The 15070-nt window shown below is 38.1% G+C and carries 15 protein-coding genes; 2 read left to right on the forward strand and 13 right to left on the reverse strand.

Features of this window, described 5'->3' with window-relative positions:
• The 6 genes from CO050_03280 to CO050_03305 form a co-directional block, all read right to left on the reverse strand.
• Positions 1-823: hypothetical protein (locus tag CO050_03280; protein ID PJC31369.1), on the reverse strand; the 823-nt coding region annotated here is incomplete at its 3' end.
• A complete protein-coding gene (locus CO050_03285) occupies positions 820-1281 on the reverse strand; it encodes a hypothetical protein (protein PJC31370.1) in 462 nt (153 codons plus the stop codon). The genes CO050_03280 and CO050_03285, both read right to left, overlap by 4 nt.
• Positions 1282-1395: 114 nt before the next feature.
• Positions 1396-2058 (reverse strand): hypothetical protein, encoded by a 663-nt coding sequence (locus CO050_03290; protein PJC31371.1) that lies wholly within the window; start codon positions 2056-2058, stop codon positions 1396-1398.
• A gap of 42 nt (positions 2059-2100) precedes the next feature.
• On the reverse strand, positions 2101-3924 hold the full coding sequence (locus CO050_03295; protein ID PJC31372.1) for a hypothetical protein: 1824 nt from the start codon (positions 3922-3924) through the stop codon (positions 2101-2103).
• A gap of 95 nt (positions 3925-4019) precedes the next feature.
• Positions 4020-5201 carry a hypothetical protein gene (locus CO050_03300; GenBank protein ID PJC31373.1) on the reverse strand — a complete coding sequence of 394 codons (1182 nt, stop codon included), beginning with the start codon at positions 5199-5201 and terminating at the stop codon, positions 4020-4022.
• Positions 5202-5324: 123 nt separating this feature from the next.
• Positions 5325-6503, reverse strand: coding sequence for an AAA family ATPase (locus CO050_03305; protein PJC31374.1), 1179 nt, complete (start codon positions 6501-6503; stop codon positions 5325-5327).
• A gap of 360 nt (positions 6504-6863) precedes the next feature.
• On the opposite strand from CO050_03305, the gene CO050_03310 reads away from it, so the two are divergent.
• On the forward strand, positions 6864-7100 hold the full coding sequence (locus CO050_03310) for a hypothetical protein (GenBank protein PJC31375.1): 237 nt from the start codon (positions 6864-6866) through the stop codon (positions 7098-7100).
• Positions 7101-7105: 5 nt separating this feature from the next.
• Positions 7106-7531: a hypothetical protein gene (locus CO050_03315; GenBank protein ID PJC31376.1), complete on the forward strand. Its 426-nt coding sequence runs from the start codon at positions 7106-7108 to the stop codon at positions 7529-7531.
• Here CO050_03315 and CO050_03320 read toward each other — a convergent pair whose 3' ends face one another.
• The 7 genes from CO050_03320 to CO050_03350 all read right to left on the reverse strand — a co-directional run bounded on the left by CO050_03320 (position 7532) and on the right by CO050_03350 (position 15028).
• Positions 7532-7849: a hypothetical protein gene (locus CO050_03320; GenBank protein PJC31377.1), complete on the reverse strand. Its 318-nt coding sequence runs from the start codon at positions 7847-7849 to the stop codon at positions 7532-7534. It lies immediately after the preceding gene.
• A 535-nt stretch (positions 7850-8384) separates the two neighbouring features.
• On the reverse strand, positions 8385-9233 hold the full coding sequence (locus CO050_03325; protein PJC31378.1) for a hypothetical protein: 849 nt from the start codon (positions 9231-9233) through the stop codon (positions 8385-8387).
• The gene (locus CO050_03330) at positions 9229-9855 is read right to left on the reverse strand and encodes a hypothetical protein (GenBank protein PJC31379.1); all 627 of its coding nucleotides are present in this window, start codon (positions 9853-9855) and stop codon (positions 9229-9231) included. The genes CO050_03325 and CO050_03330 overlap by 5 nt, the downstream gene beginning before the upstream one ends.
• Positions 9856-10106: 251 nt before the next feature.
• Complete coding sequence (locus CO050_03335) at positions 10107-10298, reverse strand: hypothetical protein (GenBank protein ID PJC31380.1); 192 nt, start codon at positions 10296-10298, stop codon at positions 10107-10109.
• Between the two features lie 545 nt (positions 10299-10843).
• A complete protein-coding gene (locus CO050_03340; GenBank protein ID PJC31381.1) occupies positions 10844-12145 on the reverse strand; it encodes a glutamate dehydrogenase in 1302 nt (433 codons plus the stop codon).
• Positions 12146-12306: 161 nt separating this feature from the next.
• Complete coding sequence (locus CO050_03345; GenBank protein PJC31382.1) at positions 12307-13983, reverse strand: hypothetical protein; 1677 nt, start codon at positions 13981-13983, stop codon at positions 12307-12309.
• 25 nt (positions 13984-14008) lie between these two features.
• Entirely contained in the window at positions 14009-15028 is a 1020-nt protein-coding gene (locus CO050_03350) for a hypothetical protein (GenBank protein PJC31383.1), read from the reverse strand.
• Between the last annotated feature and the right edge of the window lie 42 nt (positions 15029-15070).

Here is a 15070-nt window from a genome sequence, read left to right on the forward strand (position 1 = left end):
CATCTCTGGTTAACCAGCGGCGTTCATATGGATATGCTCCACCAGTTCCTATATATTGGTAAGAAATATCGAATGAAGCTCCTGAGGCTACTGATGCTGGACAAGATAAATTACTAATTGTGCAGTATGAACACACCTCCACAGTGGGAGTGGGGGTAGCAGGTGGAGTGGTAGGGGTAGGGGTGGGTGGAACTGTGGTTGGAGTATTGGTTGGTGGAGCTGCACAGGTGAATCCGCTGGTTCTGGTTACCCCATATCTTGCGCTACAATCACTATTACTTGATTGTACTTCCCACCAGTTATAGGCTGATCCTTGAACAATTGGCCTAGTTGATGATGTTCCATGTACACAAATCCACTGATCTGTTGATCTGTTCATTGGATTCCACTCTAATACTGGATCGGAGTACCCATCATTTTTATCTATCCTCAAAATATAATCATTTATTCCACTTACCCCAGTCCAAGAAAAAGTTGCTTCACTGCTAGTTGCGCTACAAGACCTATTTAAGTTAGTCGGCCCGGGAGGGGTACAGGTAAATGTTTTATTAAATCCAGCGCTTGAACTAGGTAATTCTGTATTACCATTTCCTTCTGTATCAATTGCAACCGCCTTGATACTATGCGCTGCTCCATCTTTGTATGAGGCAGGAACAGTCCAGTTAAATCCATGATTCTCATTGCCACCACACTCACCTGCCACACCAGGTCCGCGAGTATCACCTGCAGCTTTTGTGCTGATTTTACTGCCGTCTACGTACATGTCAACATTGATGGTGCGGTTATAGTCATCTTGATCACAGCTCCACCCCCAGGTATTCATGTTAGAACAATCCACCCCATCGTGATAACCCTTGGGTGCGAAGTGAGCAGGTGTGGGGGTAGGGGTATTGGTTGGTATCGGTGTATTTGTGGGGGTGGGAGTAGACGTAGGCGCTTCGCCGCAAGATTGAGTTGAACCATCGGAACAATCATTGGAATAACAACTGCAACCTCCGCCAGCACAAGCGGGTTTATTATTAGTCTTGCAACTTTGAGTACCACCTGAACAAGAACTCCATTCGTTTTTACTACAACCTCCAGGAGCAGGGGTATTGGTTGGTATCGGTGTATTTGTGGGGGTTGGGATAGGGGTGGCGGTTGGATCTGGATCTGGAGGTGAACCAGAACATGATTTAAGCGACTCACAGCCATAATTTGTTGAGCAACTCTCCCACGAAGAACAGCCATCATTACTCTGACAACAGCTATTTCCAGCATATACTTCGGAAATATGCACATTTGAAAAATTTTCTTGCTTTTTGATAATAGATGTTTGACTTTCTTGTATTATTAAAACTAAAAACAGAACTGTCAAACAACCAAGTCCCAAGATAATTATTTTACTTAAACTTTTCATAACTCTTTTTGTATTTGATGCTTACCATCGAATCTCCGTAAAATTATTCGTAAAAAAAATGGATTTCCTTCTGTATCTAGTTGTGCTTGAGAAAAATCATTTTCTTGGGGTAAAAGCATTGCTGTTAACACATCGCCTTTTTGTATAAGTTTTTTAATCGTCTCTTTTCCCAAATCTACAGATAAACCAAGATTTTCTACAGTGCTTACATTCGTATTGGTTCTGGCAAGATTTTCAACCTTAAAATCTGTTTCGTCATGTTCTGAGGAGTAGTCAATTCGACCTTTTACTAATAGCTCGCCAGTTTTTGGATCCTCAACAAGGAGATATTCATCCTCAGAGTCCAAAATAGTTTCAAACCCAGCAAACTTTCCCACGTATGCAGTTAAAGTATTAGCATCTCCGCTGATCTTTCCTGTCCCATTAAATGCGTTAAAAGCCGCCTGATTGTAGATCGCTGTTCGTCCAACTTTGTCTTGTTTATCTTGAAATGTAATATTCAACTCGTCCTTATATTCTTTTATGGGAGTCTCATTACCTGTATTTGGGATTTTCTGTAGGACCGTAGTTAAGGAAACACCTTTTAATTGCAGATAGTATATACCTTCTACTAAGGTCAGTATAGTAAGAATCAAAACTACCAAATGAATTTTCTTCATTACACTAATAATAACGAAGAATTCTTACTTAGTCAATTAGGTTTATTTGGTGAGGGATTCTGAACTTCTTAAAACAGTCAAGGCTCCACTTATTTCAGATGGCGTCATGATTTCCAGAAGCTTAGCGGATAATTCAAGTTCTCTTGCATATACCAAGATTGAAGTATCTTTCGTATCATCAACAGCTATAGAACTAGATGCAGTACCTCGACTTATTCTTATCCATTCATGTAGCAACAACCCTGCAGTGTATCCTCTTTCTGCTCCCGTACCTAGACTTAGACCAATTTCACGTACTCTGGGATAGTTCATTTCAATACCATACATCAATCCAGAATAATGACCATCAATGCGATTCCACTGAGTAAAATTGTTTAGGGTCGCGAGAATATCGAAGCTTCCTTGATTTGATCTAACACCAACCATGTCCCGATTAGCAAGGTATCGAGCAAAAAATGCATCTTCTTCAATAAACTTGGCAATATCTGGTTGGGTCAACATCCAGTTTATTGTTCCTTGTAGTCTTGTTGCGTCTTCTTGTGAAAAGCCGTTTTTACCGCCTACTGGTATCATAAACCGTCCTCTAGCAGCCGGGACAAATGTTTCTCCCCAATCATAAGGTGTCTCCTCGAGATTTAGCCTCCTATTAGGCTTTTTTGTTCTGAGTGTTGCATATACTTTTTCATTATCATTTTCCAGTTCTGAAATATCTTGAACTTGAGCCTCAGTGGTTTCTGTCCCCTCTTCCACACCTGGTGTGGGTGGGGTTGCTGTGGAAATAACACTTGGATTAGCTTGCACCCAATCTGCTGAAACAACTCCCTCTGTTCCATCAGATAAAACTACTTCGTACCAGTTGCCTGATATTCCTGTTATTGTAATCTGTTCTCCTTGTCTAATAAGCCCAACTAATTTACCATTTGGCTCTTTTCTCACATTTAATGCCGTGGCGGTAACTTCTCCTTTTAGATCTGATTCAAACCTGCCATTAACAATCTCCCCTACATTTACAGTTCTTCCATCTTTTGTTTTTCCAAAAACCACAATTGCTCCATCTTTGTCTTCGGCAATATCAAGTCCTGTAATTTCCATTCCAAAAGCAGCTATAAATGATTGTGGAAGATATGCCTGCATTTGTTCGCCGTCTTTTGTTAGCAAGATGTGTCCCCCATTTTCGCTAATTTCTGCCGTAAAGCGAGTCTCACCCACGGCCTCTCCTCCGGTTTGTTGCCTCGTTGAAACTACCATAAACTCATCTTGTTCGGGTTGGAATCTAAAATAATTTCCCAAGCCATCGGCATTAACAACATAATGATCACCTAACGAAGCAACTGGAGCTGTTTTATCAGCCACTTTGTATTCTATTTTGTCTGTTCCCTTGTTTTCAAATGCGCTTGCTTCCTCTCCATTGACTGTGATTTCTCCTGGAACTTGAGGCCCAAATAAATCCCCTTCCGATCCTCTCATTAATACTGCAAATTGAGTAGTATTTGTAACAGCTTTTGTACCCGTTATGGGCTCACTCGCGAATATTTGAAACGGAAAAATCTCAAATATTGACGATCGATGGCCCGGCGGGACATTTTTGAACATTTTTTTAGGCATTCCTTCTTTTATCTGTCCTTGAATATATCCAGCAAGTATTTCTCCACCTTCAGGAACTCTTGTGTATATTTGAGGTTCAGTGATCACTACTGTTTCTGTTAATACTCCTGTTTCAGTTATTGGTTGTGACTGACCAATTGGAGCTGGTCCATCTAAATCCATATCTTTTGCCAATCTTATAACTGCGGGAACGTCAGGAATAACGAGTTGATTTCGTACGCCTATGTCGGGCCTAATTAATTCTCCACTCATATCTCCCATATTATATATCCTATAATACTAATTGCAAGTAATTGTGTATAAGATGTGTAAAAAGGGGACGTTTCCCAAATAAGCTCATTATTCGTATATTTTATTTATAATATAGCTGGAGATAAAAACCCATCTTCGTCCTGAAATTTCTTCGAAATCACATAGCATTGTTTTATATTAAGCTTGTTTGATAAAAAACTTAGCTTTTCCAGGTCCTGTTTCGTACCAGTCAGCTTTATTTCAAAAGCCGTGTATTTATCGAGGATAGCATCAATTTCAGCCGTGTTGCGCTTATTATAGAAGCTTACTTCCCCGTAACCTTTAAGCTGATTGACCACTGCATTCTCAAACAGTGATCCCTCCCCTATTTTACCAATCACGTTAAGAAGCCCAGTATCTGTGAAATAGACTTTTTTTCCTCCCGCTACGGCTCGATCTATACTTTTGCTAAATTTAGGAATAAGCCTAATAAGATAAGTTCCCTGTAAAAACTCCAAAAATTGGTAAATTTTAACTCTGTCTACCCCCAACTCACTTGATAAACGAGTTATATCAAGCATAGACCCAACACGTGGAACAAGCAATAAAATGAAGTCTCGCAGTTCTCGAATATCCGCATAATCAGATAATATCTTTAGATCTTTTTCAAAAAATGATTTAAAAATATTTTTAAGCGTCATCATTTTTGTGTCTTTATCTTTGGTTGTTACTACCTCGGGGAATCCGCCAAACTCTATAAACTCGTCATATTCAGTCTGTCTTGCCTTGTGATTAAATATATTACTGTTGCTGTATGCGTTTTGCAGAGACGTTTTTTTAACCTCTTCTAATTCCAGCGCATCATTAAAATATAGATATTCTTGAAAACTCAATGGTGACAGTTCATATAAAAACTTACGCCCACTTAGCGATTCAGGAAATAGATTTTTAAGATAAAAACTGGAAGATCCCGTAAGATAGAATTTTACACCGTAGTGATCAATTAGATATTTAATTACTTGGGTTACTTCTGGAAAATTTTGAATTTCGTCGATGAAGACAGATATTCTCCCCTTTTTACTACTCATGCCAACAATTCGTTTGTATATAACTTTATAATCAATATCCTCAAAGGTTTTTTGGTCCAGAGGGTTATCAAAATCAAACCACAGTTTTGGTTCGTTAACTTCGTCAAATATTTGACGCATAAGGGTTGTTTTTCCAACCTGTCTCATGCCTGTTATAAGTAAGGCATTTTTGTGGTAAATATGTTTGACTAATTCATAAAATAGAACTCGTTTTTTCATAGTGTAAAAATACTATTACATATTTGCGCAAATTTGTCAAATAAAAGAAAAAGAAAAGGGGACGTTTCCCAAATAAACTTATTATTCGTATTTTAAATTACTATCTTCTATCTTGGATCTTTGTCAAATTAGCGCGGTTAGAAACCGCTCGGCTGAAATAACTCGAATATTATCCTTCTTGTAGTCAACACCTGGCTCAAGAACTACTTGATATGCTTGAGGAATATTTTCACGCTCTACAAAGTATCTTAAGTTACTGGCAATTCCCTTATGTTTTAATTTAGCTTCAACAACAAACCAGATTTTGTCATTAACTGTAACTGCAAAATCTACCTCTCGGGATTCTCTATCTCTTAAGTAAGACAAGCTAGCTACTTCTCCCGAGGTATTGTTAATATAATCCACTAACTTATACAGATGACTTGCAATAAGATTTTCATATCTTACTCCTTCATTTATCCCTCCTGCCCAATCCCAAAGATATAGTTTGGTTGCTTTGCGAAGCGTGGTTACTTTTTTGGTCGCATAAGTACGGATCTGGAAAATGTAATAGAAATTTATATATGTTTCAAGCCAACTGGCGACCGTTACGGGAGAGATCTGTAAATCTTGAGCTACGCTGTTTGCAGAGAATAATGAGCCAATCTTAGTTGGTAAAAGGTCAAGCATTAGCTCAGATTTACCTAGTTTATTAATATCTTTGATGCTTAAAATGTCATCTTTTAAAACCCTTTGAATGCGCTCTTTATTCCAGCGTTTCCAGTAGATTTGACTTTTAGCCGTGTACGGCTCTGGAAATCCGCCTTGATTGAGTAGTTTTTGAAGATATTCTTGGGTTTTATCTGTTGAAAATTTGAGCGGTGACATAAGCTCTGGTGGCTTATTTTGACCAACTATCTCAGTTAGTGTTAATGGGTGGAGAACATGATAGTGATATCTTCCAAATAATGAATCCCCTCCCTTTATCTTTATATCCAGTCTGGCGCTGCCAGTTACAATGAACTTGTGCGTTGTGTTGTATTTATCATATAGTCCTTTTATCCAGTTTTTCCACCCATCCATCTTATGGATCTCATCCAAGATAACTAGCTTCTCCTCCCCTATAATCTCATAATTTATGATGCGCTTGCGATCATCACGCTCATCCCAATTCAAATAGATACTATTTCCTGGATAGTATGTATTGGCAAATTCCTTACTCAAGGTAGTTTTACCCACTTGCCTGGGACCGCCTAAAAAGACCATGCGGTTTTTTAAATCCCTCTTTATGCTTTCTGTTAAATATCTAGTTTTTTTATTCACTTTGAGCTTAATTTAATGACTGACAAATTATACCATACTGGAAATGGTTGGCAAACATTTTCCAGTGTAACCCTTCAGGATTTAACAAAAGGGGACGTTTCCCAAATAAGCTCATTAAAGGACCGTCCTTAATGGAGATACATTCGGATATTAAAGGCCTTGCCTTTAATACTGTGATAAGAACTCAGATAAAAACAAATATGTTTTTCCTAATTCCTGCTGAAACAAACATGCACTGTGGCAATTAAGCTATGGACAAGAGATTCAAAATATTTAGCCCCTGGTGACCATAGCGAAATTCTTGCTATCTTGCGCACAGACTTGCTATTTATAATGACTTGCTGTATAATCATGCTTACTATGCAGACAGTAAGTATTACACCCAAATGGCAGATACATATTCCTGTTTCAATTCGCGAGGAGCTTGGACTTACCACACCAGCACAGGCTGATGTATTTGTCGAAGATGAAAAAATTATAATTAGACCAAAAGAGAGTAAGATCATGAGAATGGGTGGTTCTCTATCTGGAAAAAAACCAATACGACCAATCAATATCGACAAAATCAGAGACTATATTGATTACTCAGATCTATAAATAATATGAGAATCTTTCTGGATACTAACATTTTCCTACGTTATTTTACTAAAGATAACCAAAAAATGTATGATGCAGTAGAGATAATTTTTCAATTAAATGATCAAAGTCAAGTTCACCTCGCAACTTCTACTATCGTTTTAACTGAGGTTATGTTTACTTTACGAAGTTTATATCGCTTAAACAAAAAAATTATTAGTCAACACGTTGAATCCATTTTAGAAATAAAAAATCTGCTTCTAATAGATCAAACAAATTTTCAACAAGCATATCGCCTGCACAAGAAAAGTGGCGAAAAAATTGCTGATTGCCTTATTGTTACTCAAGTCTCATCGCGGTATGCTCTCTGTAGCTTTGACCAAGGTCTCTCAAAGATCATAGGAGAAAAACGATTCGTCACACCAGAAAAGGTTGTCAGCTTGCGACGATGATCACTCCTCTTGTAGCAACCACTCATATTTATCATCTACGAATGCTTTGCTGACCACATAGTAATCGCGAATATCCAAAGTCTTTGCTTTTCTGCTGAGATCCTGAATATATTGCGGGATCGCTTTGTTTTTTACTTCAAGCGCCTGCTGTTCATCAAGGATAAAATCTACCTCTCCCCCTTTGCGCCTTTTATAGTACGGAATAAAGATACCAAAAGTATTAATCGCAAGCTGTCGCAAAAAGAAATTCGCATACAGAACACGAACCCCATCTGTTTTCTTGTGTAGAAAATGCCAGTTATGTGGAATATGCAGCATACGCTTATCTTACCTATACACAAAACCAGAAGCAAGCGAAACAAGGCGAGACCCTTCACGCTAGTGGAAGGTCTTGCCTTAAGTGAGCAATTGCTCGTATCAAAGGCTAAGCCTTCCTCCGCCAGCTGGCGGACATGAAGGGCTCAGCTTTATATTCGCTGGTTAATCACTTAAAAAATACAAGAACAAACCTTGTACTAAATTAGAAGGAGAGAGAGCTTAAAGTTATAGATATTAGGAAGTGAGGGGTTTATAGACGCTACTCTGTAACTTTTACTGGTCATGTACATTCAGATATACATCCTTGATAATCTTCAGTTTGCTGATCAAAGCTTTCTCTACACTCTCTTACACAAGTACCCTGTTGCGCTGCTCCTTTTGGATCAAAAGCCGCCAACATTGCAACTAGAAATATAAGCATTAGTAAAGTCACTGGTAGAGAATCAGACCTACTGGATTTACAAATATCAGTGTTAAATATGAAAGTGCCTTTAGAAAGATAGTGTCGGATATTTACGGGGACATACCGATGGCGTTACTTAAAACTATATCTTTTATACTCCTCCAAATAATTATCTACATAATCGGTGATAAAGCTTGTATTGCTAATAAAAGGTATTAGATCATTTTTAAAGTTGTTTTTATATTTTGTGCAGGTCTCATTGACTTTGTCATCAATAAGTTTTATCAGTTCTTTAATATTTAATGTTGAATCGCTCATTTTTTCCCTTAAAAAAGGAATATTAATTCTAACATCATTTTTTAAATACCATAATAAGTCATAAAAATCTCTGCCTTTGATTGTTTGTTTATTTTCTCTTCCAGTCAATAAATTTCTTGTTAGTATTGCTGAAACTTTACCTGCAAATAGACTTGGAAGGTCATAATGTAAGGTTACAAAGTTATATCCAAAAGCACTTTTTGAGGTTTTTTCGGTACGGTAGCTACTGCCAATCAGAGGAGTCAGGTCAATTTTAATATATAACAATTCCGATTCACTTTTCCCTGCAATTCTCAACTCTCTTAATAACGGAAACTTCAGCAAAATTTGTTTACCTTGTTGTTTTATTGAAATTTTTAAGCTTGGATACTTGAGTGAACTAATAAAATATTGTTCTATTCTATTTGCAATTTCTTCTGAATTTATAAATTCTAGATAATCAAAATCAAGGTCTTCTGATAGTCTATCTATTCCATAAAAGTGTCTCAAACATGTTCCTCCGGTAAAAATGAAATTTGTTTTAAAATCATTAGTTGTGTAAATATATTGCAGAACCAAAATTTGTAAATACTCCTTTATAGCACTTCTAATATAAAGTAGATTTGAGCTCTTTTTACGCTCTTTATTAGCAATTTCTTTGCTGTAGTTAAGTATCACTTTAATTAAAAATTAATTCATCAATATGAGAGATCTTGGTAATTTTACTTTTATCACAATATCTAGAAAATTCCTTGATATCTTGTTTTGTAAACTCATCTAAATTCAGTCTTAAATCATCAATCGTTGATTTGTTAATGCAAAAATTCCTGTACAATTTTAAATATAGGTAGTCAAACAAGGCTTTTGGTTTGGTTGCGATTGCTATATCAAAACCATCTTGCTTAATAATTTCATAGCCTGTAAAAAGTTTTTTACCGATATTTCTGTATGAAAATGTCCCTAGATTATTTGTATATGATCTTGGTGATTTTTGTGTGATTGCTGTATAAGCATAAACACTTTCGGTTAGTATTTGGTACTTACTTAAAACATACTCAAGGCTTAAATATGATGGATAACGTAATTTATTACTTATAAACTCTAGATAACTGTTATTATTCTGTGTTGAGTAATAAAAACTGGTTGTGTATACTCCCCTTTTGAGCTTAATAATAACTTTCTGATTAACCCATCTAGAAATATCTTTATACAGAGTATTTCCTTTAAGCTCGGTTATTTGAGCTATAGTTTCTGTATCAAAATAACTTAGGTTTTCTAATTGTTCAAGCTTTCTTATCTGTTTCACTACCTGTATATTATACATACAGTTAGTGGAATAAGTCAACTGAAAATAAGTCATGTATTAAGGTTTGTTGACCACGCTTAGCGTGGTAGAAGGCTTGAAACCTGTTTCTGAGTCAAGTATAGGCAGGGTAATTAAGAGGAATAAACTCTTTTTTGCAGGAAAAGCCAAGGGAAAGAGGGTAACACAAGAGAAAACCAAAAGGCAAAGGATTAAGTTGTGTCCTAATATGAAAGATCAATCGCATAAAATTTCTAGGATTTAATAAAAATTTTTTGCCGTAGTCGCCAATAATTCAGTTTATACCCATAATTTCCGTAAAAATTCAGTTTCATTATCTCGGTGATCATAAAATTTTCAAACAGGGCTCCACGGTCATTTCTGATTTGTATCTGACTAAAGTTATTTATCAGAGCGTTTCGAAGGCCAGTAAAGTTGAAGTGCACTCGATCTGCTTTCAATAAGATTCAGTTCGAGTATATCCTTAAAAATTACACTGTCTGCAAGGTTTTCTAAATATCTGGAATCTGCAGGAACATTGAGAATATTCGGGTACAATCCATAGATAAGAACCTTTTCTAAAGTTGCTCCAAGGTCAAATATGTGGATTCTATCCTTGGCAAGATTGTAATGTTGTACTCAATTTTTCTTCCCGCACTGGCTGATTGTCGAGAAGAAAGTATTGAGCATCGGGGAATAAGCGCCGCAAAACTGTAACATTTTTTACATCCTAATGCAAATTAGGATAAGAAATTGGCTTGTGTTTTGTCTATTGCTGATTTGTTACTAAAAGATTTATTGAGATAGGCTCTTTATCCTTCAGCTTATCCTTTAATTCCAAAAAGACATAATTTTGAAAATCAAAGCCTAACTCAACTCGAGTTGATAGTTCATGAAAATTGGCTGAAATTAAATTTTTCAATCCCATGTCATTAAAATAACAGGTATAGGATTTATGAAGGGGGACGTTTCCCAAGGTCTTTGTCAGATTTCAAGATTTTAATAGCCTCTTTAGGGCTGTGATGAAGGCAGCTGTCCTGAGAGAACACTTATACTTCTTGGAGGTTTTCGAGACACTGTCTGTCGCTGTTTCCATATAGTTTCTTAATTCTTTGCGATATTTTGTTAGGCTCCAATTAGTACCTTCCATGTTCTGTTTCCACTCAAAATAGGACCCCGTAACCCCTCCAGAATTAGCCAGTACATCTGGAATAACGATCTTGCCGTGGCGATCGAGATACAAGGCAGCGTCTTTAGTAGTTGGTCCATTGGCCATTTCTAAGATAATCTTGGCCTTAATGTTCCTCGCGTTATCCATATTAATCACTCCTTCTAGTGCCGCTGGAATTAAGATATCTACCGGTAGTTCCAGCAGTTCTTCATTAGTAATTCTCTGTTCCGCTCGCAGATCACACACCCCACCCACGCAGTAACAATTGGCCACCCTACCTCTCTCCTTCTTACACTCCATCACCTTTTCACTATTAAAGGCTTCGCCTTTAAATGCTGTTATTCCACCTTTGGAATCTGAGAGAGCAACTAGTTTAAACATAGGTTTGCCGTCACTTGTTTTGGCGGCGTATAAATATTTAGCTAAGAAATACCCGACATTCCCAAATCCTTGCATAGCTACTGTTAGCGGGTACTTACTCTTGCCTATTTTTTTAAGAATTGATTCCAGAACAATAGATCCTCCCAGACCCGTGGCCTCTTCACGCCCGCTGTGTCCTCCAAAGTCGACAGGTTTACCTGTAACAACAGCCCGCAACATATTGGTTTCTTGTTTGGATTTTGGATTTTGGATTTTGGATTTTATATTAATATACTCTTCGGCTATCCAGCGCATAATTTGGGAATTAGTGTTTACATCAGGAGCCGGAACATCCGTCTCTGGGCCAATTACATCAGCAACGCGACGAACATATGCTCTCGTGAGCTCCTCAAGCTCCCTTTGAGATAGCTTTTTGGGGTCAACGGATATCCCACCTTTGCCACCACCAAAAGGAACATTAACTACGGCATTTTTGATTGTCATCCAGAATGCAAGTGATTTTGCCTCGTCCTCATCTACCTGCGGATGGAAGCGTAATCCTCCTTTGTAGGGACCTAAAATGGAGCTGTGTTGTATGCGATAACCATTAAAAATTCTTTTGGTTCCATCGTCCATTGTAACGGGAATTGTAATCTCTAGGGTGCGCTCGGGAATAACCAAGGGCTCAATATCCATTGCCGGTAATTTTAAGATTTTAGCTGCGTCCCAAAGCTGCTGTGTTGCTTCTTCAAACATACTCATACATTATATTCTATCATACTTTATCATACAAATTATTTGAAGTTTAATACAGCGGATTTACGTTCAATTAGAGCTTGGCCGTATCAGATCATCTATGAGAGTTGGGTTCAAACTCAGTAATTATTTACTGCAACATATAAGGACGGTTCTTATATGTTGTTTTATAAATCATCTCCAAGCTCTGCACCACTATTTTTCTTTCCCCAATTGGATATTAGGTGGGTATAATCACGCACCTCAACTTTATTATTGCAATCAAAATCTGATCTTTGCATTGCTGGCTTGTTATTTAGGATTACGTCTTCAAAATCAGTTATAAATTGCGCAAAGTCTAAACTATTGATAATTTCATCAGGCTGTACGTTCGCCTCGTCTCCGCTGCTATTTCCAGGCGTAAAGCGGATGCTTGTAAGATCAATTACATCTCTATACTTAATCCCTTGTCCCGACACCCTGACAGGCAGGTATCCAATTGGAAAAACAGTAATACTGTTGATCATTCCTGGAGCCGCAAACGTACCAATTATCATTTTGTTATTACCTAAAGTTCCTACCTGACCAACTCCTCTATCATTAAATACAACCACAACTTCACGCCCCTCTCCATTATTAGACGAACATGCCGAGAGATTGATTCCTCCTATACTAACTCTTCCAGGCTGCATCGGCAATGGTTTACCTACATTTATTGGAGTTGGCGTCGCCGTAGGCGGGACTGGAGGATGTGTCTGGGTAGGTGTGTTCGTTGGCTGTTCCGGGGCAACAATATCAAAGCTAACGCCCCTTACAAACTTAAGAATATTTTCTCCATTACCTCCAACTTCAGTTATTATAGATCCTGTACTGGCCGTGGCAGCGCAGTTTGCCGTGTCTCCCTCTTTTTGACACTCTGGTTGTAAGGTAAGACTACCAACTTCTCTCCCAATTATTGATATGTCCACCACCCGCAGAGTGCCTGTGTATGATGGAGTGCTCCCTTTCTTGGGGTTGAACAACGCGTCTATTACTATTTTTTTATCTGTCTCGTACACTCGGCTGTACACCTTATCAAATGATGAATTCTCTTGCAGAGTAGCAACTCCAAGCTTGTACGGAATTTGCAGATCTGTTTGAAGCATAATTTCAATATGCACCCCCGCGATTCTTTTATCCACTACATTTAACATCAGCGGAACTGTAAATTTCTGATTTGTTATTGATAACACAGGATCTTGCTGACCAAAGTACAATTTAACAACATTCTCTGGATCGAGTTTTAGCGATTCCAACTGAACATCATAGGATATTCCGCCGCTTCCCTGGGCAGTTGTGGCGGTTGAGTCAAAATCCATTTCCACTCCTTGCTCAAGAGTTTTAAATTTCAGCGCCAAGCTTGCGACAAGCAGGTCAGTACTATTATTCGGCGCAAGATTATCGTTTTCACTACCTGTAAGTATCTGTAGTTTTATTAGGCTGGGTTCCAAACTAAAAGCGGTACTCTTCCAAGAAGAAAGCGGTGAAGGCGAACTAGCTGAATCTCCTATAAACACCCGTGAATTCAGTAAAAAGTTATCTTTGCCGGCTTGAGAAGTATCAACTTGTTCTGGATCAAATTTAATATGCGCCGTTAAATAGGAAACATTGGCTAGACCTTCAACCTTATTTACATAGACACCTATCTTTTTTTCCAACCCGTTGTCTTCTAAAACTTTTAGCGACAGATATACTTTTCCGCTTCCGGCGGCAGATGACTTATCTTGGGTTCTTTTCTGGACAAGAACAACCGAAGCAACAAGACCCAAAAGCAAAACAACGACGACGACGAGGACCGCTTGCTTTGACTTCATAAACACGCCCATATCAGAAATGGTAGCATAATATTTTCTACTTTGTCAAATTGCTGTATAGCATTTTATAGATATTTACTAATTCTGTGCGTAATCCAATGGAATTAAGAATGATAACTATGTATTCTTGTTTACCATCGTCGGCATAAGAAACCACAGTGTTGCCCGCAAACTCACTAGTCCCGGGCTTAATTCCTTTGATCGCTGGGTGAGCGTTATCTAGGCTTAATCTGTTATAAAGAAAAAAAGCTTTATGTTTTTCGGGTGTGTAGCGTACAACGCGTTCTTTAGTTCCAACAATTTCCTTAAACTTCTCATTTTCCAGTGCATAATTAGCAAGTACCAACAAATCTAATGCCGTGGAAAAACTACTATTTGCGATGGTCTCCTCGTCCAATCCTGTAGGATTAACAAAAAAGCTGTCATACATGCCAAGTTTTTGAGCTTTTTGATTCATGGTTGACACGAACCTGGTCCTATCACCAAATGTCCCGTAGGCCAAAGTTTCCGCTGCATCGTTACCCGATGGTAAGAGCTCCCCAAACAACAGATCCTCCACCCGTACAGATTCTTTTTGTGACAATCCCATTGTGGATTCCCCGACCATGGCTGACTCTGGGACAACAATTCTTGTATTCAGATCAAGAACATTTTCTAGTGTAACAAGTGCCGTCATGATTTTGGTAATTGAGGCAATGGGGAGTTGTTTATCCATTTGCCTGCCATACAAGATCCGGTCGCTGGTTTTATCGTATACCAAGTAAGCGATAGCCTGTGAATCCAGATCCGTGCTATTGACGGGTGTAATGTCTTGAGGTAAATATTTACTCTTAAAGCTATCTTTTGGCCTCGAAACCGCCAGAACCTTCCCTGTATTCTCACGAACAGTTGCCTCGGGTAGTGGCGAAAGAAAACTAGCCTGATGATCTGTCTGAACATACAGCTGTTTGCCAGCAATAATTAAAATTACCAAGCCTGCTAATATCAATACAATTCTGCCTCCCGACTTTACTCCATCGCGCATATCCCCATTGTACCCCAACTGATCCGTAACCATTCATGGTTACATATAAAAGTAACCATTCACGAGTTTACAAAG

Source organism: Candidatus Roizmanbacteria bacterium CG_4_9_14_0_2_um_filter_38_17 (assembly GCA_002788855.1).
Lineage (GTDB): Bacteria > Patescibacteriota > Microgenomatia.